Source organism: Paenibacillus yonginensis (assembly GCF_001685395.1).
GTDB lineage: Bacteria > Bacillota > Bacilli > Paenibacillales > Paenibacillaceae > Fontibacillus > Fontibacillus yonginensis.
In genome coordinates this window covers 2,021,655-2,041,920 of record NZ_CP014167.1, presented here as the reverse complement: position 1 = coordinate 2,041,920, position 20,266 = coordinate 2,021,655, and the positions used below count along the sequence as shown (strand labels likewise).

The window sequence follows — 20,266 nt, the reverse complement described above, 5'->3', positions numbered from 1 at the left end:
TCCGTTGTTCTACGTAAATATGATCATAAAAACATTTGATTTATGGGAGGAATTGACTGATGTCCATTTTCAAAAGACTGCGTGATTTAACGATGTCTAATATTAACGCTATGATTGACAAAGCCGAAGACCCGGTCAAAATGACTGATCAATATATCCGGGATATGCAGGCCGACCTTGAGGATGCCGAGAAAGCGGTAGCGGCTCAGATTGCGATTGAGAAGAGATTCAAAGCGCTTTATGAAGAGCAGGAGGAACTGGTGAACCGCCGCAACGAGCAGGCGCATACAGCAGCTAAAGCCGGCAATGTAGACCTGGCCCGCCGGGCGCTCGAAGAGAAGAAGACGGCGGAAGAGAAGGCTGCTGAATATAAAGCCAATTACGAACAGAACAAAACAGCCGCCGACAATCTGCGCGACAAGCTAGCAGAAATGCGCAAACAGCTGTCCGAGCTGAAAAATAAACGCGAAACGCTGGTAGCCCGCTATAACGCTGCGAAAGCCCAGCAGCAAATCAACAAATCCATCTCCGGCTTTGATGCCGACAGCGCGGCATCCGGCATGAAGCGGATGGAAGAGAAAATGCTGCAAATGGAAGCTCAAGCCGAAGCTTCTGGCGAACTTAATGCCAAGTCCAAATCGCTGGATGATGAATTTAAAGAGCTCGGCAAAGACAAAGCCGTTGAAGATGAGCTTGCGGCGCTGCTGAAGCAATACGAGAAATAAACCAGGCAAACAATACCGTTCTAAATAACCTGCGTTCTGCGCAACCTGAGGGGGAAACGATTTCTGGTTTCTCCTTCTTTATGATATCCCCTGCTGCGCAGGGTAGCGGGCGAGAGGGGAAGCGAACATGAATTTAGTCAAACGTATAGGCCGTTTATTTGCCAAAGAAGCACCGAAGCTTCCTGAGAAAAGTATGCTTGATCTGGGCCCGGGAGATATTTGCGAAGTTGAATTTGTTACTTATGAAGTGACGGGCAGTGTTCGCAATCCTGGCAGGAATGCTGTGGTGCTTACGCTGCGGGACGGAAATCGCATTAAATATCTTCATATTGAAGAACGCGAGAAGCTGGAATATGCGCTTTATGATGTCATTGATGGGCGGCTGGACAATCCGGCCGAGGTGCCGACGGAGCTTGAGCTGGACGGCAAACTATTTTATCTGGAAGAAGAATTTGAGGGGCGGGTTACGGTTCTTGGCAGAGCTCCTTTCCTCCAAGGCGGAGAACAACATGTCTGGCAGTTCCAGGCCGACGATTATTCCCTTCTGCGCATAGAATGGCAGGATGGAAGATTTATGCTGTATGAAGGGGTAAAAGTCATCTCCGGAGATGTTCAAGTCATCCGCTCGAACTAGGAGTGGTTCCATGAAGAACAGACACAGTTTATACCTGAAAATCATTGTCATCCTTAGCCTTGTGGCCGGCCTGCTGAGCGGCTGCGGCAGTCCTTCAGTCGTCAAAGAGAATTATCCGCTGGAATCGGTTAACCAAAACGGGAATTCCAGCTCTTACGTTTATAGAGCTGCCGGAGAAACGGTGCCGGAAGTGGCTGCAGATCTGGCCGGCCAGCGGACACCGGATGAAATGTCTCCGGAAGACCCGGATCATATGTTCCTTGTCTACAAGGATGAATATTATCATCTTCAGAAGGACCCGGGTAACCCGGAAGACACGCTCATTGAAGTGGATTCGGAAAGTTATGTAAGACAGAACTACGATTCCAGCTTCCTTCAGGGGTATTTGACCGCTCAGCTGATTGGCAGCTTGTTTAACGGCTTGGGCGGGTATGGCGGTAGTTACCGCGGTTATACGAGCCGGGACATTTATGCGCCGAAACAAACTTACCATACCCCGTCAACCACTGAGAAAAAGGCGGCGCCGCCGCTGACGGTCGAGAAAAAAGGTTCGGTTATCCGCCGCGGCTCCACAACCGGAGGCAGTACGGGCGGTTTCTTCGGAGGGGGTGGAGCGGGCAGCGGAACGGGTACGGGAACGGGCAGCCGCGGCAGCATTGAACGCAGCCCAAATGGCGGCACCGGAAGCGGGTCTGGAAGTTATACCAAACCGCGTACCTCTATCAAAAAACCTTCCACCCGCTCGGGGAGGGGAGGCATATCCAGGCGGCGATAGCCCGTCCTTAGCAAGATAACATATTTACTTTCGTGATTTTACAAAAGAATAGTAAAGAAGCCGGATCCGCACAGCGGGTTCCGGCTTTTTTTGCGTTAACCCCAAAAAGGAAAGTTTGATTTTTATAAAAAAAGTCTGATTCTTGAAAAGACTGGAAAAAGCCGCAGTGTTATTCTGGGGAAGAAAATTGTGTTTCGGGAGGGAAGATACATGAAAAACAAAATCTCTCGGGTCCTCACCCTTGCGCTCGCACTGGTCCTGACGGTGATGCTTGCCGGCTGCAATTTGGCCGAAACCAGCGCAGGCAGCGCGGAAAAGGGCTACATCGGCTTATCCATGCCGACTAAATCGTCCGAGCGCTGGGTGGCGGACGGGGAGAATATGGCCCGTTTGTTCCAGGAAAAAGGCTACAAGACGGATCTCCAGTTCGCCGAGGATGTGGTGGAAAATCAGATTTCGCAAATTGAAAACATGATTACGAAAGGGGTTGACGTCATTGTGATTGCCGCGGTAGACGGCAATACACTGACGGACGTAATCGGCAAAGCGCATAAGCAGGGCATTGCGGTTATTGCCTATGACCGGCTGATTCGAAATACGCCTTATTTAAGTTATTACGCGACTTTCGACAACTTTAAGGTAGGTGTGCTGCAGGCTTCGTACATTGAGGAAAAACTGGGATTAAAAGAAGGCAAGGGTCCTTTTAACCTGGAGCTTTTTGGCGGATCTCCCGATGACAACAACGCTTATTTCTTTTTTAACGGAGCTATGTCGGTTCTCCAGCCTTACATGGATTCCGGAAAACTGGTTGTTCGCAGCAAACAGAACACGATGGCCCAGATTGCTACACTGCGGTGGGACGGTGCGCTTGCGCAGGCACGGATGGATAATCTGCTTAGCGCTTATTATTCCAGCGAAAACCTGGATGCGGTGCTTTCGCCTTATGACGGCATCAGCATAGGCATTATTTCCTCTCTGAAAGGAATCGGCTACGGCAAACCAAACAAACCGCTCCCGGTGATCACCGGACAGGATGCGGAGCTGGCATCGGTCAAGTCGATCGTCAGCGGGGAGCAGACGGAAACGATTTTTAAAGATACAAGAAAGCTGGCCGCCCAAACGGTGAAGATGGTGGAAAGCGTGCTTAAAGGCGAACAGGCCGAAGTCAACGACACGAAATCTTATGATAACGGAATTACGGTTGTACCCGCTTATCTGCTGGATCCGATATCGGTGGATGCTGCAAACGTGCAGGAAGCCATTGTCGACGAAGGGTATTACACCAAAGAAGAAGTGGGTTTGAAATAAACGAAGAAGCCGACTTGGAAAACGGGAAAGGAGCGGATGATTTTGTCCGAGTACATTTTGGAAATGAAGAACATCAGCAAAACGTTTCCCGGCGTCAAGGCGCTGGATCAGGTCAATCTTAAGGTGCGCCAAGGGGAAATTCATGCTCTGTGCGGGGAAAACGGGGCGGGGAAATCTACGCTGATGAAGGTGCTTAGCGGCGTTTACCCTTTTGGTTCTTACGAAGGCGACATTTTGCTGGAGGGGGAAATTTGCAGATTCAAGGACATCCGGCAAAGTGAAGAGCGTGGCATCGTCATTATTCACCAGGAGCTGGCCCTGATTCCGGAGCTGTCGATTGCCGAAAATATTTATCTGGGCAATGAACGCAAACGCCGCGGCATCATTAACTGGAACGAAACCTTTGCCGGAACGCAGGAGTTGCTGGAGAAGGTGGGCCTGCATGAAAACCCAAACACGCTGGTGACGGATATCGGCGTCGGCAAACAGCAGCTGGTCGAAATTTCGAAAGCGCTTTCCAAAAGGGTGAAGCTTCTCATTTTGGATGAACCAACTGCCGCGCTCAATGAAGATGACAGCGAAAACCTGCTGAACCTGATGCTCGAATTTAAACGCCAGGGGATTTCTTGCATTTTGATTTCGCACAAGATGAACGAGGTGTCCAAAGTATCGGATTCCATTACGATTCTCCGGGACGGGAAGACAATCGAAACGATGGATATGAAGCGGGACAACGTCACGGAAGACCGGATCATCCGCGGCATGGTCGGACGCGACATGACGGAGCGGTTCCCGGAGCGCATCGCCAATATCGGAGAGGTAGCGCTGGAAGTCCGCAATTGGACGGTTTACCACGAACAGCATGCGGAGCGGAAAGTGCTGGATGGCGTTAACCTGAAGCTCCGTCGGGGCGAAATCGTCGGCATCGCCGGGCTGATGGGCGCCGGGCGAACTGAGCTCGCGATGAGCATTTTCGGCAAGTCGTACGGCCGGAACATTTCCGGGCAGCTCTTTAAAGACGGCAGGGAGATCCACAACCGGACGATCAATGAAGCGATCTCGAACGGATTCGCTTACGTGACGGAAGACCGCAAGGAGTATGGGCTGATCCTGATGGACGACATCAAACGGAATATTTCCTTGACCGGTCTCCGCAAGCTTTCGAAGCGGATGATTGTGAATGAAAGGGAAGAAGTGCTGGCCGCGGAAGACATGCGCCGCAGAATGAATATCAAAGCCCCAAGCGTGCTGCAGAAAACGGGCAATCTGAGCGGCGGCAACCAGCAGAAGGTCGTGCTGGGCAAATGGATTTTTTCCGGACCGGACATTCTCATTCTGGATGAACCTACGCGGGGCATCGACGTCGGGGCCAAATATGAAATTTATACGATCATACATGCCCTCGCCGAGCAGGGGAAAGCGATTCTCGTCATTTCTTCCGAACTGCCCGAAGTCATCGGCCTCAGCGACCGGATTTATGTCCTAAGCGCAGGCAAAATTACGGGCGAGTTTAGCGGAGAAGAAGCCACGCAAGAAAATTTGATGAAAGACATGACTAAATCGGGAGGGGTTAAACATGGAAGTCATCACGAGGCTGTTTAAAACCAATATCCGCCAATATGGAATGATCATCGCGCTTGTTGTCATCATGTTTTTGTTCACCCTTTTGACCGGGGGACTGTTGGTTAAACCGATCAATATCACTAACTTGATTCTTCAGAACAGCTATATCCTCGTCCTGGCAATCGGTATGGTTCTGGTCATTATTACGGGACATATTGATTTATCCGTGGGTTCCATTGCCGCCTTTGTAGGCGCCTTGTCCGCTATTATGATGGTCAACTGGGATTTTCCGGCCTGGGTGGCCGTGGTGGTTTCTTTGGTAGCAGGCGCCCTGATCGGGGCGTGGCAGGGGTTTTGGGTCGCCTATGTGCGGATTCCGGCCTTTATCGTCACCCTTGCGGGCATGCTGCTGTTCCGCGGGCTTACGATGATCGTGCTGGAAGGACAGTCAATTTCTCCTTTTCCCGGCGGATTCCAGAAGATCAGCTCCGGGTTCCTGCCCGATCTGGCCAATACGGCGACTAATATGGTCTCGATACTGGCGGGCATCGTGCTTTCCGTGCTTTATATCCTGAACGAGATCCGCGACCGGCGTGCGCAGCTTAAATACCGGTTCGAGGTCTCTTCCCAAGGGCTGTTTGTGCTGAAGCTGGTATTGCTGGTGGCGGTTATCAATGTCTTCACCTTTATGCTTGCGAGTTATGCGGGAATCCCTAATATTCTGGTACTGCTGTTTATTCTCATTGTGATGTATTCCTTTGTTATGGGGAAAACGGTCATGGGCCGCCATGTTTATGCTTTGGGAGGCAATGAGAAAGCCGCCGGTTTATCGGGAGTCAAAACGAAAAAAGTGACCTTCTGGGTATTCGTTAATATGGGGGTGCTGGCCGCTATTTCCGGCCTGGTTTTTGCCGCCCGCCTGAATGCGGCTACGCCGAAAGCGGGGACCAACTTTGAGCTGGATGCCATTGCGGCCTGCTTCATTGGCGGAGCGTCGGCCTCGGGCGGCATCGGGACCGTTTTTGGTGCTATCATCGGCGGCCTGGTCATGGGGGTGTTGAATAACGGCATGTCGCTGATCGGTCTGGGCATTGACTGGCAGCAGGGCATTAAAGGGCTGGTGCTGCTGCTTGCCGTAGCTTTTGATATTTATAACAAAAATAAAAGAGCCGCCTAGACCAGGCCGGCTAGACGAAAGCCATTTTTGCAACTGCTCCGTACAGGGAAATTGCTCCTTCTGTTATGGGGCTTTTTTCTATAAACTAGAAATTAGACTTTTCTAAACAAGGAATGCCGGCGTAAAATGTATCCGGTTACAGCGGTGAACTGACGAGAAGGAGGAGCCTTCATGAAAAAGATGCTTATGGTATACGCCGTTCTAATCTTAGCTTTTCTGGCTTACGTCTTTCAGTATTACAAACAGGATCCGGATACAAACGGCGTTTGGCGGGGAGACGGACTCCGCGGGGACATCGGGGAGAATTATGTGATGGTGACGTTTCTGTCCGGGCTTGAATATTGGAAAAGCTGTTTAAAAGGGTTCGAGGATGCGGCCGGCAAGCTTGGGGTATCGATCGAATACCGCGGCGCGACGCAATATGATGCGCAGGAGCAACGCACGGTGCTGGAGCAGGTTATTGCGAAAAAAACCGGCGGGAATCGCAATTTCTGCGATCGATACGCCACCTTTGCAGCAAGCCATCGACAAAGCGGTGGAGGCCGGAATTCCGGTCGTTTTGTTCGATGCAGGGGTCAAAGACAGCAAAGCGTATTCTTTTCTCGGGACAAATAATTACAACGCCGGCCAGGAAGCGGCAGTCAAAATGGGCGAGCTGACCGGCGGGCAAGGCGAGGTAGCCATCCTGACCCAGCCCTGGCAGCAAAATCATGCGGAGCGTACGCGCGGTTTCTCCGAAACGATCAAGCAGCGGTATCCCGGCATGAAAATTGTAGACGTTGTTGACGATCAGGGGGACACGCAGGTGTCCCGGAGCCTGGCGTTGCAGCTCCTCAAAACCTATCCGCAGCTTGCGGGCATTTTTGTGACTGAAGCCGCAGGCGGCATCGGAGCCGGGGAAGCCGTCAAAAGTGCCAAGCCGGACAAACCTCCTTCCATCATCGCTTTCGACACGGACAAAGGGACGCTCGATATGATCAAAGACGGCACGATTGCAGCGACGATGGCCCAAGGCACATGGAATATGGGGTATTGGTCCTTACAGTATTTGTTTCACCTGCACCATGGGTTAACGGTTCCAGCCCCGTCATCATCGGGTAGGGTTTCCCCGCTCCCGGTTCGTGTCGATACCGGAATTTCGGTGGTCACCCCGGACAATGTGGATGATTATTATGCGAAATAACCGGATAATCAGAGGGATCGAACGATCGTGGCTGTGGCGCAGACTGAAGCTGGATTACTGGCCGCTGCGTTATCAGCTCGGCCTTTTATTTCTGGCCATCGGCATTCTCCCGTCTCTATGCTTGTCCGTTCTCGTGAACTGGACGGCAGGACGGATTGTGGAGCAACAGGTGGCGGGTCAAACCCAGCAGTTGATCGGCAAAGTAAACCAGACGCTTGATAATGACATGGAAAATTTGCAGAACATCACCTATTTGATAGGTTTCGATAATAAAGTTCAGGCTTTTCTGGAAGGCCGAACCGCTGCGGACGGGCACGCGGGGGCCGACCCCCGCGGCGGAGCAGCAAAGGGGGGCGGTAAGCCGGACCTGAGCGGAGAGATGAGGGACGGGGAAGCTTTGACAGCAGGAACGGAAGGGACGGCTGAGGTGCCTAATAATGAAGATCAGACCCTGTACGACCTGAAAAAATATTTGCAAAACTTCACGACACTTTATCCGGAGATCGCGGGCATTTTGGTCGTAAACGCTAAAGGAGATTACATCAGCAACGAGCTGTACGCCAAGAAGACGCAAAGCTTGACCGAAGATGCCTGGTACAAAGCTGCGGCGGCTAAGGAAGGCATTTTTACGATCTTGGGCCAGCCGAGCGGCCGGAATTTGGCCTCGCATGTGCTTTACAGGGACAATGAGGTCATTACGGTCGTCCGTTCCCTGGCGGACCCTAAAACCAAACGGGTTACCGGGGTGGTGCTGATTGACCTTAAGCTTTGGGCCGTTTCGAAAGCGGCCAGGGACGTCAAACTTGGCAAAACCGGTTATTTGATGGTCACTGAAAGAAGCGGCAAAAATATTTACTTGCCTGACGCTCCTTATCTTTCCGAACTGCCGGCCTCCTGGTTTGGTGCCTCAGATACCGGTACGTTCACCCGGACCGTCGGCGGCCAAAGGATGCAGTTTATTTTTGCGAGTTCGGCGTTTACCGGCTGGAGGACGGTGGGGGTGTTTTTAACCCGGGAATCGGCGGCGGAGGTAAGGCAGATCCATTTTTATGTCATCTGTTTTATGTTTTTGGTCGGTTTGTTCGGATTGACGGCCTCCCTGCTTCTGTCGCAGTCCATTTCCAGGCCGATCCGCCAGCTGCGCTCTTTCATGAGCGTGGCGGAGGAAGGCGATTTAACGGTACGCTACCGGGGAGGCAGACGGGACGAAATCGGGCTGCTCGGCAGAAGCTTCAACCGGATGCTGACCCGGATCCAAAGGCTGATGGAGCTGAACGAAACCAAAGAGCGGCAGAAAAGGGAAGCAGAGCTGCGCAGTTTGCAGGCGCATATTAAACCCCATTTTTTATACAACACGCTGGATACGATTCACTGGATGGCCAAACGAAAAGGGGCGGAAGACGTCTCCGGCATGGTGGAATCGTTATCCAAGCTGTTTCGGATCGGGCTCAGCAAAGGCGGAGATATCATTCCTGTGACCGAAGAGCTGGAGCATATTAGGAGTTATCTGCAAATTCAGCAGACGCGTTACAAAGGCCGGCTAGAGGTGACGATCCTCGTAAATCCGGAAACCGAGGAATTCCCGGTATTAAAGCTGCTGCTGCAGCCTGTGGTCGAAAATGCGATTTATCACGGGATCAAGGCGCGGCGCGGGCCGGGCAGCGTGGATATCCATATTTTTAAAGAAAAAGACGTTTTGATCTTAAGGGTCGCAGATAACGGGGCAGGCATGCCGCCGCCAAGGCTGGCAGAGCTGCGCAAAAAACTGAAAGAACCGCTTGAAGCGATGGAACGACTGGCAGGGTCCGCGGAGCGGGCGGGACAAAGCTATGGCCTATTGAACGTTCAGGCCAGGCTCCGGCTGGCCTTTGGCGAACAGGCCGGCATCGAGCTTGAGAGTGCGGAAGGCGAGGGAACCCGGGTAACCATCCGGCATCCGCTGCTCGCTCAGCTGCCTTCCACCGGGCCGCATCAAAGGAAACAGGAGGGTGAGGTTGGATGAAACCGGCTCCATATCGGGTATTAATTGCAGACGACGAAACGATCATCCGGGAGGGCATCCGGGACTCCGTAGACTGGGAGAGTCTCGGCATGGAAGTCGCCGCGGAGGCGGAAGACGGGGAGGAGGCTTATGAGCGGGCGCTGGAGCTGAACGTGCAGATGGTGCTGGTGGACATGAATATGCCGTTTATGGACGGCATTACCCTGATGAAAAATCTGCGCACCCCGCTTCCCGACTGCCGTTTTGTCATCATTACGGGGCATGACGAATTTGCTTACGCCCAGGAAGCCATCCGTCTTGGGGTCGAGGATTACATTTTAAAGCCAGTGAATGGGGAGCAACTCCTTAAAGTGCTTGAGCGCATTCGGAATGAACTGGACCAGGTCCGGAAGCAAACGGAATATTTGAAGCAGGCCTCTGAACAAATCCGTAAAAATATTCCGCTGCTCCAAAGCCGGTTTGGCCAGGAGTGGATCAACGGAAGTTTGTCCGGCGAAGAAATTTCGGAGCAGCTCCAATTTCTTGGCCTTCCCGGTGAGGGGCCGGTTCAGCTGGGCGTGACCCGTTGGCCGGAACTGGCGGCCTCCCCGTCCATTCTAAGAGAAAGCGACCGGCAGCTGCTTCTGTTTGCGCTAGAAAACATCACGGCCGAACTCGCCTCATCCTGCCGGCATATGCTTTTTCGGGATTCCACGGGCATGCTGGTCACTTTATTCTGGGATCTTGTGAAGGAGGAGTTATCTCTGGAGGTCGAACGGGCAGCCCGGGACTATTTAAAAATTTCCGTGCACAGCCGGATCCTTCCTGTAACCGGGGATTTGACCTCCGTGAGGCAGGCGTACTGTGCGGCAAAGGACGCTGTTTCTCAAGAAGTTCACCTGTCGCCGCTCGTCCGGAGAGCCAAGCAGCAAATGCTGGAGGAATACGGGGATCCTGGGCTCACGCTGGAGTCTTTCGCGAACAGACTTCAGGTTTCATCCGTGTATCTAAGCCGGCTGCTCAAAAAAGAGCTCGGCGAATCGTTTGTGGCTTGCCTGACGGGTTTGCGGGTCCGGAAAGCAGTCCAGCTGCTGAATTCCACCGACTTGACGATTCTTGAAATTGCCGAGCAGGTAGGATACGAAAGCCAGCATTACTTCAGCACGGCCTTCAAAAAGATGATGGGCGTTTCCCCCAATTTATACCGGAAAGGCGGCGCTTTTCCAAACGAAACGGGCGAAGACGGCAGGGGATGACGGGGATCGGAATATCGGAATTTCCGGAGTAAAAACGTTGCCCCGGCTTTTTAATGAAAGGATTTTGCCGCTCGATGCCGAAACAAGCTGAGTAGCGGTCAATATATGAATATTGAGGGGGAACATCCTTGCTGGAGATCAAAAAACTTAAATCCTGCACCCTGGAAGAGGCCGTGAAAGCCTGGAACGACGGATTCGAAGGATACGCATTTGATGCCACGACAACGCCGGACGCGTTTCTGAAACGGATGGCGGCGGAAGAGCTGTCCAGCGAATTGTCCATCGTTGGTTTTCAGGACGGCATACCTGCCGGCCTGGTTTTGAACGGAATCCGCGAGGCGGATGGCCATAAAATCGGCTGGAACGGGGGAACCGGTGTTGCTGCCGAGTTTCGGGGCACCGGGGTCGGCCGGCAGCTGATCGAAGCCGCCTTGACTCTTTTTCAGGAAAACGGCGTACACCTTGCTACGCTGGAAGCGCTGAGCCAGAACACGCCTGCCATCGCCTTATATCAAAAAGCAGGTTATGTACAGGCGGACGAGTTGGAGCATTTAAGCTTGAAGGGCCCCGCCGAGCGGCTGCTCGGCAAACCTGAAGCGGAAGGGTACGATTTTGTCCGGATTCCTCCGGCCCATATCTCCAAAATCCCGTTTTATAAATCTTTGAACCCGTGGCAAACCCAATGGCAAAGCGCGAGAGAAGGACAAGCAGCCGCGGCGAAGGACCGGGAGGGTCATGTTGTCGGATATGCCTATTGGAAAAAGATTTTTAATCCGGCCGGCGAACACGCGGCAACCGTGCTGTATCAATGCGAAGCCGAGCCCGGCAATCCGGAGGCTGTTTCGATTCTAAAGGGACTGGTCTGGCAGGCGTTCGGAGACCTTCAGGACACGATCAACCGGACGATTCCCAACCTTCCGAAGAACGGAAGCGCACTCACGGGACTTGTGCTGAGGAGCCTGGGTTTTACCCCGGTCGTTGAACAGGTATATATGACAAAAAACCTGCAAAAATGAGTATTTTCGGGGATGACCAGATAGACAAAACATGTTAAAATGTGACAAGAACATCGTTCCACTGGTAATAAATCGCATAGGAGAGACAAGATGCAGAAGAACAGAAGTAAGAGTAGTTGGTACAAACGAGCAGCATGGACAGCCGTTTCTTTAGCCTTCTCTACTATGTTGGCCATAGGGCCAAGCCAGGCCGGAGCCGCTCCGGTTACCGCCCTATCGACGGCACAGGTTAAGTACGCCCAGATCCAGGCCGACAATTCGGCCCAGGTGGTCAAGCTGGTCAACCAAATCCGTCAGAAAGCCGGGTTGAAACCTTTGGTCATTCACACCAACCTGACGAAAATGGCAAAAAACAAAGTAATGGATATGTACAATCACAAGTATTTCAGCCACACCTCCCCGAAGTACGGTTCTCCATTTGATATGATGGACAGCTACAAAATCTCGTTTAGGTATGCAGGCGAGAATCTCGCCAAAGGACAAAAAACGCCGTCGGAAGTCGTGAAAGACTGGATGAACAGTCCGGACCACCGGAAAAACATGCTCAATCCCAACTACACGCTTATCGGAGTCGGCTACTATAACGGGTATTGGTCTCAGGAATTCGTCGGGAAATAAGCGATCTTATAAAATGAAATCGGCTTGTGAGGCACCTTCCGCAAAACCTTTTGCGGAAGGTGTTTTAATTTGGGCAGAAACATGAATATTCACGAGGGGACAGCTTAAGCGGAAGGTGGGCTTATATTTTTGCTAAAAAAAACAAAAACTGCTTCTCGAGTGAGAAACAGTTTTTACAAAAAGAAAACACAATATGGGTTATGCAGGGCTCGAACCTGCGACCTGCCGATTAAGAGTCGGCTGCTCTACCAGCTAAGCTAATAACCCGTAAGTACCTTACTTTTCTTAGTATACGCCTGTCAGAACCAAAGAACAAGAGCTTATTTTTGAACGATTTGCAAATTCAATGGAGAAGAATTATGTTAAGTAAAGGTTAAAGGAAAAGCGTGCCAACAGGCCGAAGTTTAACAATTATGCTGAAAAGTTTACAGACAGGAGGGCTATTATGCGTTCATCTTCCAGGCTCTGGGCGGCGGTCGGTCTCGTTTCAGGGATCGTGACCCTGCTGCTGCTTTGCGGTTTTATATATGCGGTTAACGATATTGCCAATCCCGCTTCTGCACCGCACTTTTCGTCGGAACCGGCAAAAAGTTCTCCGGGTCCTTCGGCGTCCGCCCCTCCGGGGCAAATAGGGGTCGTCGTCATCGGCGATTCGCTGGCCAAAGGAACGGGGGATGACGAAGGGAAAGGTTTTGGACAGCGGGCGGTTGAAAGGCTTCAGACGCAGGATCCGGGCCGCGAGGTAAAGCTGCTTGGCAATTTGGGCATTAATGGGCTGCTCACCACCGGTTTAACGGATGAATTAAAGGAGAACGGCGTACAGCATATGCTGAAGGAAGCAAACGTCATTCTGCTGTCCATCGGAGGCAACGACTTGTTTCAGGGAGCCGAAGCTATGGAAAACGGAGGCGAGCTTCCTACGGCTGCGGAACTCAATACATCCATTGACAAAGCCTCGGTAAGGTTCAAGTCGATCGTTCAGCAGTTAAACAAGATCAGTCCCGGCGCCACGCTGGTTTACATCGGATTATATAACCCGTTCTCCGATCTGGAGGAGATGAGAACGATCGGGAACAACGGAGTTACGCGCTGGAATACGGCAGCGCAGGCAGCGCTAAACTCGTATGACGGAGCGCTTCTTGTTCCGACCTACGACCTGTTTGCCGGGAATCTGGCAGCGTATTTGTCCGGGGACCATTTTCACCCGAACAGCGCCGGTTACGAGCAGATCGCTGAGCGCATTGCGCAGAGTCTGAAGTGACCGGAGGCAGGAAGCCAAACCACAAAATCGGTCTGAAGCTAACAGGGAGCAAAAGGAGGGAACGACATGCGGGAACAAACCTCAAGGGGCCGCGGACAACTTTTGGATCAGGAGGAGCTAAGCGGCGAAAGCCGGAGAAACCAGGACAATGGGCTGATCCGGCCGGGACAATCCGTTTTGGAAGTGCGCCATCTCCGGAAGAAAATCGGCAGGAGATGGATCATTGAGGATGTCACGTTCAACGTTTTGGCCGGAGAGATTTTTGGCTTTCTGGGACCCAATGGGGCCGGTAAAACAACCACGATCCGTATGCTGGTGGATCTGATCAAGCCCACCAAGGGAACGATAGAAATCTGCGGGTATGATGTCCGGCGCCAGCCAGAGCAGGCGCTTGCCAGGATCGGGGCTATCGTTGAGAATCCGGAGGTTTATCCTTATTTGACCGGTTGGGAGAATCTTGAGCAATTTGCGCGGATGCTGCCTGGCGTCGATGCCGCCCGGATTCAAGAGGTCGTGGAGCTGGTCCGGCTGGACCAGCGGATTCATGATAAGGTGCGGACTTATTCGCTTGGGATGCGGCAGCGGCTCGGGATTGCCCAAGCGCTGCTCGGCAGGCCGAAACTGTTGATTCTCGATGAACCGACCAATGGACTGGATCCGAAAGGAATCAAAGAGATGAGGGATTTCATCCGCAGGCTGGCCGAGCAGGGGATGGCGGTATTTGTGTCGAGCCATTTGCTCAGCGAGATTCAGCTGCTGTGCGACCGGGTAGCTATTATCAGCTCAGGGCGGGTTCTGGCGGTTGGCTGCGTTGACGAACTGATTGCGAACCAATCCAATTATGTCGTTTGGGAAGCGGAGCCGCGTGTCCGCGTAGTTGAGCTTCTGAAGCGGTCCGGAATCCCGATTATCCCGCAGCCGGAAGCGGTGCTGGACGATTCGGTGATGGCGGGCATCGCGCCGGATGCGGTCATCTGCCAGATGGAAAGCAGCAGGATGGCCGATTTTGTGGAAAGCTTTACGGCGGAAGGGCTCAGAATCCAGTCGGTTTACAAACTTAATCCTACGCTGGAACAGCTGTTCCTCGAGATGACGGAAGGTGAAACCATTGAATAACCTCCTCCCGCTGATAAAGAACGAGACGATAAAAATGGTCCGTAAAAAGCGTTTTTACGTAATTTTGCTTGTCCTTGTCGTGTTGGTGCCGATGTTTACTTACGCACAGATGAAGGTGGCCGAGCGGAACAAGGAGAAATTCGGCGACGACTGGCGCAGATCCGTCCAGCAGGCCATCACGGACAACCAGAATTCGCTTGGAAGTTCGCGGATCCCGGATGAATGGAAGAAATATCGTCAAATCTATATTCAGCAAATGAAATATTATTTGGATCATGACGTAAACCCGCAGCAGCCGGGCGGCGTTACTTTTACGAGAGAGTTTATGGACAACGCCTCTTCCTTGTTTATCCCGCTGCTGATTATGGGAATTGCTTCGGATATTGTATCCTCGGAACGAACGTCGGGCACGATTAAAATGCTGCTGACCAAACCCGTCCGGAGATGGAAGGTGCTGCTCAGCAAGCTGATCACCTTGTTTATGTTCGTTTCGCTGACCGTCGCTTCGGCGTTTGTGATCTGCTATGCCATTTCCGGCCTTGTGTTTGGGTATCAAGGGTTTACGATGCCGGTCTTTACCGGATTTCAGCTTGATGGGAGCGATGTCGACCTTTCGGGTGTGCATGCGGTTCCGCAATGGCTGTATCTGTTTATGCAGCTTGGGCTGATCTGGTTTGTCAGTCTGGTGGTCTCCATGCTCGCCTTCATGATCTCCGTTCTGGTGCGGAGCACCTCGGCCAGCATCGTTATCATGATGGCTGCCTTGATTGCCGGCAGTATTCTCACGAATATGGCCTCCGCGTGGGAAAGCGCCAAATATTTGTTTATGGTCAACCTGGAATTGACCGATTATTTATCGGGAACACCAGCTCCCATTGAAGGGATGACGCTTGGTTTCTCCCTGGCTGTACTGGCGATTTGGGGGGCGGCTTCACTAGTTGTTTCCTTCATTGTCTTTACGAAACAGGATATATTGAATTAAAATGTACAAGGATTAAGAAAACATTTGTTTGCATTCGGGGCCATCTCAGCCCTACATCGAGCAAAAGATCAAAGGGGGAGCATGAATGGCCGAGCAAATCGATTTGTTCGCGGCTAACTCCGGGAACGGGGCGGAACAAGCAGGATATGACGCGGACGATATTCAAGTGCTCGAAGGACTTGTCGCGGTCAGAAAACGGCCGGGGATGTATATCGGCAGCACAAGCTCGTCGGGTCTGCATCATCTGGTTTGGGAGATCGTGGACAACGCCGTAGACGAACATCTTGCCAAATACTGCTCCAGAATCGATATTACCCTTCATAAAGATGGTACGGTAACGGTTTTGGACAATGGACGCGGTATTCCTACGGGCATGCATAAAACGGGAATTCCGACGCCGCAGGTCGTTTTTACGATTCTTCACGCAGGCGGCAAATTTGGCGGAGGCGGATACAAAAAGTCAGGGGGACTCCACGGGGTAGGCGCTTCCGTGACGAATGCATTGTCGGAGTGGCTTGAAGTTGAAATTTACCGCGAAGGCAAAATTCATCGCATGCGGTTTGAATATTGGGTCGGCAAGGACGGCAAGGAGCATGTCGGTGAACCGGTGACAGGACTGGAGGTGCTTGGCAATACAAACAAAACGGGCACCAAGGTTACTTTTAAACCGGATATTCGTGTGTTTCAAAACGGCATTGCCTTGAATTACGATACGCTTGCCGAACGTCTGCAGGAAATTGCGTTCCTGAACTCGGGTTTAAGGGTTGTTTTGAAGGATGAACGCTCTGGCCGGGCCGATGAATTTTATTATGAAGGTGGAGCCAGCCAGTTTGTCGAATATTTGAACGAAGGCAAGGATGTGCTTCATGATGTTATTCATTTCTATGCCGAGCGCGACGAAATCGAAGTGGAAGTAGCGATGCAGTACAACGCCGGTTATACCGAAACCATCGCCTCTTTCGTCAATTCGATTCCCACCCGCGGCGGGGGCACGCATGAAACGGGATTTAAGACCGCTTATACCCGCGTGATGAACGAATATGCACGTAAAGCGGGAATATTGAAAGAGAAGGACAAAAATCTGGAAGGCTCGGATCTGCGCGAAGGCATGATGGCCGTCATCAGCGTGAAGATGTCCGAAGTTGAGTTCGTGGGCCAAACCAAGGATCAGCTCGGAAGCGCATCCGCGCGCAGTGCGGTTGATGCGACGGTCGCCGAGAAGATGCAGCTGTTCCTGGAGGAGAATCCGGGTGTTGCTCAAACGCTGATCAAGAAAGCTGTTCAGGCTTCCAAAGCGCGCGAAGCGGCCCGCAAGGCACGCGATGAAATGCGGACCGGCAAGAAGCGCAGCGAAAGCTCGAACCTGGGCGGCAAGCTGACGCCGGCACAGTCCAAGGATTTTACGCGGACCGAGCTGTTTATCGTGGAAGGCGACTCGGCGGGCGGATCGGCCAAGCAAGGGCGGGACTCCAAAATTCAGGCGATTCTGCCGCTGAAGGGCAAACCGATGAATCCGGAGAAAGCCAAGCTGGCCGACATTCTGAAGAATGAGGAATACCGGGCGATCATCACGGCAATCGGTGCCGGGATCGGAACGGAGTTTGAGCTCGAAGACAGCAATTTTTCGAAAATTATTATTATGACTGACGCCGATACGGACGGCGCACACATTCAGGTGCTGCTGCTGACGTTCTTCTACCGCTACATGAAAGAGCTGATCGATGCGGGCCGGGTTTATATCGCACAGCCGCCGCTGTACAAAATTACCCGCAAATCGGGCAAGCTGGAAACGGTTCGTTATGCCTGGACGGACGAACAGCTGCAAAACTATTTGAAGGAATTTGGCAAAAACTTTGAGCTGCAGCGTTACAAAGGACTCGGGGAAATGAATCCGGATCAGCTTTGGGAAACAACCATGAATCCGGAAACGCGGACTCTGCTGCAGGTTCAAATCGAAGACGCAGCCAAAGCGGAACGCCGGGTATCAACGCTGATGGGGGACAAGGTTGAGCCTCGTAAGCGCTGGATCGTTGAGAATGTAGATTTCACAGAGTTTGAGGAATGAGAAGGTGATGGGTCATGGGAACGCTTGAGAATTTTCTGCCGGCCTTTCTGGAAGAGGTTGTTGGCGACCGGTTCGGCAGATATTCCAAATATATCATTCAGGACCGGGCAATTCCGGACGTAAGGGATGGGCTTAAGCCGGTTCAGCGCCGGATTTTGTACGCGATGTACGATTCGGGCAACACGCCGGACAAGCCGTACCGCAAATCCGCGAAGACGGTCGGGGATGTGATGGGTAACTATCACCCTCACGGCGATTCGTCGATTTACGACGGCATGGTGCGTATGGCTCAGCCATGGAAGATGGCGCATGTTCTGGTGGACGGACACGGCAACTGGGGTTCACAGGACGATGATCCGCCTGCGGCTATGCGGTATACGGAAGCCCGGCTTTCGCCGATTGCGCTTGAACTGCTCCGTGACATCGAGAAACGGACGGTGCTGTTCAAGGACAATTTCGATAACACGGCGAAAGAACCGGTGGTGCTTCCGGCTCGTTTTCCAAACCTGCTCGTTAACGGGGTAAGCGGCATTTCCTCCGGCTTTGCTACGGAAATTCCGACGCATAATCTCCGCGAAACGATCGATGCCTGCATCGAGCTGATGGAGAAACCGGACACCACGCTGGAGCAGCTGATGCAGATCATCAAAGGCCCGGATTTCCCGACCGGCGGGATTATCATGGGAGAAGAGGGCATCCGTGAAGCCTATGAAACGGGCAAAGGACGGATTTATATCCGCTCCAAAACGGAAATTGAAACGGTCCGCGGCGGCAAGCAGCAGATCGTTATTACCGAAATCCCTTATCAGGTGGTCAAATCCCGCCTGGTAACCGCCATGGAGAATATCCGGCTGGAGAAGAAGGTAGAAGGCATTGCTGAAGTCCGCGATGAAAGCGGACGTGCCGGCCTGCGGATCGTCGTTGAATTAAAAAAAGACGCCGATGCCAACGGGATTCTGGCTTATCTGCTTAAGAAAACAGATCTTCAGGTGACGTACAACTTCAATATGGTCGCTATCGTTAATAAAGCGCCGCGCCAGCTTGGCGTTCGCGAAATTTTGCAGTCGTATATCGCGCATCAGCGCGAGGTGGTGACCCACCGGACGCAATTTGAACTGGAGAAAGCCCAGGACCGGGCGCATGTACTCGAAGGATTGGTCAAAGCGCTGAACATTTTGGATGAAGTGATCGACGCAATTAAAGCCTCCAAGAACCGGCAGGATGCGCAGAACAATTTGCAGTGGATGTTCGGCTTCTCCGAACGGCAGGCGGATTCGATCCTGACGCTCCAGCTGTACCGCTTGACCAATCTGGAGATCACGCAGCTTCAGAAAGAGCTGGATGAAACGCAGAAGAAAATAGCTTCGCTTGAAGCGATTCTGAACAGCGATAAAAAGCTCGTTTCGGTGATCAAAAAGGAACTGGTCGAAATTCGCGACAAATACGGGATTGACCGGCGTTCGGTGATTCAGGGCGAAGTGGAAGAGCTGAAGGTAAACCTGGAGGTCATGGTCACCCAGGAAGATGTGCTGGTGACTCTGTCCGGCGAAGGGTATATCAAACGGACCAGCATGTTGTCCTATACCCGCTCCGGCGGCGAGATTGGCAGCGCAGGCGTCAAGGAAGGCGATTATATCAAGTTTATTCACAGCGTCAATACGCTGGAGAATCTGCTGATCTTTACGCAGCGCGGCCAATATTTCCTGCTTCCGGTGCATCAGATACCGGAGTTCAAATGGAAGGATAACGGCACCGCCATCGTTAACGTCATCCCGCTGACGAAAGAAGACCGGATTGTCAGCGTAATTCCGGTGCGCCATTTCGACCAGCCGGATATGAGCCTTGTGTTTGTGACCAAACGCGGGCAGGTGAAACGGACGCTGCTTAGCGAATACGAGACAAAACGTTCTTCAGCTGTGGCGGCCTGCAAGGTCGGCGCTGATGATGAAATTATTTCGGTGAATCAAAGCCGAAGCGACAAAGACTTAATGCTGGTGACCAAACTTGGCATGGCGATCCGCTTTAATGAACAGGAAGTGGGAACGATGGGCCGGGTGGCGGCCGGTGTTCGCGGCATCCAGCTGCGTGACGAAGACGAAGTGACAGCTGCCTTATTGCTGAATGGCGATGAAGGCGAAGTGATGGTCGTCAGCGACCTGGGCTACGGCAAACGTTCCCTGCTGCTGGATTATCCAACCCAAAGCCGCGGCGGCAAAGGGATACAAACGTTTGAATTCAAGGAAGGCAAACGTGTCAAGCCTAACGGCAATGCCGTTATTGGCGCTTATTGGGTGAAGGAGCCGCTTCAGCTCACGGCGGTTACCCGGGAGGGACAAAGCTTGTCCTTCTCCTCCGAGCAGGCGCCGCTTGCTGACCGCAAATCAATCGGGAAGGCGCTGGTCAGCCTGAACAAAGAGGACCTGATTCTGGATTTGCTGCAGCTGCCTCATTACGGCGCTTCAACGGAAGCCTGAGGAACAACAGAAAAAGTATGGATTTGACGAAAGAGAACTTTTCCTGACGCTTTGGCTGAAGGAGAGGTTCTTCTTTTGTCGTATACTGCGGTGGAGAAGGAATTGCGAAGGAAACTGGCGAAGGTTAAGGCA

The 20,266-nt window shown here is 52.4% G+C and carries 15 protein-coding genes, 1 tRNA gene and 1 pseudogene; 16 read left to right on the top strand and 1 reads right to left on the bottom strand.

Annotation, left to right across the window (positions count from 1 at the left end; translation table 11 throughout):
* The first annotated feature begins 59 nt into the window (after positions 1 to 59).
* The 11 genes and pseudogenes from AWM70_RS09375 to AWM70_RS09325 all read left to right on the top strand — a co-directional run bounded on the left by AWM70_RS09375 (position 60) and on the right by AWM70_RS09325 (position 12,236).
* Positions 60 to 725 (top strand): PspA/IM30 family protein, encoded by a 666-nt coding sequence (locus AWM70_RS09375; RefSeq protein ID WP_068695773.1) that lies wholly within the window; start codon positions 60 to 62, stop codon positions 723 to 725.
* 127 nt (positions 726 to 852) lie between these two features.
* Complete coding sequence (locus AWM70_RS09370) at positions 853 to 1,359, top strand: DUF4178 domain-containing protein (RefSeq protein ID WP_068695771.1); 507 nt, start codon at positions 853 to 855, stop codon at positions 1,357 to 1,359.
* A 10-nt stretch (positions 1,360 to 1,369) separates the two neighbouring features.
* Positions 1,370 to 2,134 (top strand): DUF4247 domain-containing protein, encoded by a 765-nt coding sequence (locus tag AWM70_RS09365; RefSeq protein ID WP_068695769.1) that lies wholly within the window; start codon positions 1,370 to 1,372, stop codon positions 2,132 to 2,134.
* A 210-nt stretch (positions 2,135 to 2,344) separates the two neighbouring features.
* A complete protein-coding gene (gene chvE, locus AWM70_RS09360; protein ID WP_068695767.1) occupies positions 2,345 to 3,442 on the top strand; it encodes a multiple monosaccharide ABC transporter substrate-binding protein in 1,098 nt (365 codons plus the stop codon).
* A 42-nt stretch (positions 3,443 to 3,484) separates the two neighbouring features.
* A complete protein-coding gene (mmsA, locus tag AWM70_RS09355; RefSeq protein WP_068695765.1) occupies positions 3,485 to 5,044 on the top strand; it encodes a multiple monosaccharide ABC transporter ATP-binding protein in 1,560 nt (519 codons plus the stop codon).
* On the top strand, positions 5,019 to 6,182 hold the full coding sequence (gene mmsB, locus AWM70_RS09350; RefSeq protein WP_068695764.1) for a multiple monosaccharide ABC transporter permease: 1,164 nt from the start codon (positions 5,019 to 5,021) through the stop codon (positions 6,180 to 6,182). Before mmsA ends, mmsB begins: the two co-directional genes overlap by 26 nt.
* A gap of 171 nt (positions 6,183 to 6,353) precedes the next feature.
* Positions 6,354 to 7,365 (top strand): annotated as a pseudogene (locus tag AWM70_RS09345) (substrate-binding domain-containing protein).
* A complete protein-coding gene (locus AWM70_RS09340) occupies positions 7,346 to 9,367 on the top strand; it encodes a cache domain-containing sensor histidine kinase (RefSeq protein ID WP_083180546.1) in 2,022 nt (673 codons plus the stop codon). The pseudogene AWM70_RS09345 and the gene AWM70_RS09340 overlap by 20 nt, the downstream one beginning before the upstream one ends.
* The gene (locus AWM70_RS09335) at positions 9,364 to 10,602 is read left to right on the top strand and encodes a response regulator transcription factor (protein WP_068695762.1); all 1,239 of its coding nucleotides are present in this window, start codon (positions 9,364 to 9,366) and stop codon (positions 10,600 to 10,602) included. The genes AWM70_RS09340 and AWM70_RS09335 overlap by 4 nt, the downstream gene beginning before the upstream one ends.
* A gap of 128 nt (positions 10,603 to 10,730) precedes the next feature.
* Entirely contained in the window at positions 10,731 to 11,618 is an 888-nt protein-coding gene (locus AWM70_RS09330) for a GNAT family N-acetyltransferase (RefSeq protein WP_068695760.1), read from the top strand.
* Positions 11,619 to 11,708: 90 nt separating this feature from the next.
* A complete protein-coding gene (locus tag AWM70_RS09325) occupies positions 11,709 to 12,236 on the top strand; it encodes a CAP domain-containing protein (protein WP_083180213.1) in 528 nt (175 codons plus the stop codon).
* 194 nt (positions 12,237 to 12,430) lie between these two features.
* Here the strand turns inward: AWM70_RS09325 and AWM70_RS09320 are convergent.
* A tRNA-Lys gene (locus tag AWM70_RS09320) sits at positions 12,431 to 12,503 on the bottom strand.
* Positions 12,504 to 12,681: 178 nt separating this feature from the next.
* Between AWM70_RS09320 and AWM70_RS09315 the strand changes: the two genes are divergently transcribed.
* The 5 genes from AWM70_RS09315 to gyrA all read left to right on the top strand — a co-directional run bounded on the left by AWM70_RS09315 (position 12,682) and on the right by gyrA (position 20,134).
* Positions 12,682 to 13,497, top strand: coding sequence for a GDSL-type esterase/lipase family protein (locus AWM70_RS09315; RefSeq protein WP_068695758.1), 816 nt, complete (start codon positions 12,682 to 12,684; stop codon positions 13,495 to 13,497).
* A gap of 66 nt (positions 13,498 to 13,563) precedes the next feature.
* Positions 13,564 to 14,613, top strand: a complete 1,050-nt coding sequence (locus AWM70_RS09310) for an ABC transporter ATP-binding protein (RefSeq protein ID WP_083180212.1) — start codon at positions 13,564 to 13,566, stop codon at positions 14,611 to 14,613.
* On the top strand, positions 14,606 to 15,595 hold the full coding sequence (locus AWM70_RS09305) for an ABC transporter permease (RefSeq protein WP_068695756.1): 990 nt from the start codon (positions 14,606 to 14,608) through the stop codon (positions 15,593 to 15,595). The genes AWM70_RS09310 and AWM70_RS09305 overlap by 8 nt, the downstream gene beginning before the upstream one ends.
* Before the next feature lie 85 nt (positions 15,596 to 15,680).
* Positions 15,681 to 17,660, top strand: a complete 1,980-nt coding sequence (gene parE / locus AWM70_RS09300) for a DNA topoisomerase IV subunit B (protein ID WP_068695754.1) — start codon at positions 15,681 to 15,683, stop codon at positions 17,658 to 17,660.
* Between the two features lie 14 nt (positions 17,661 to 17,674).
* Positions 17,675 to 20,134 carry a DNA gyrase subunit A gene (gyrA, locus tag AWM70_RS09295; protein WP_068695752.1) on the top strand — a complete coding sequence of 820 codons (2,460 nt, stop codon included), beginning with the start codon at positions 17,675 to 17,677 and terminating at the stop codon, positions 20,132 to 20,134.
* Positions 20,135 to 20,266 lie beyond the last annotated feature (132 nt).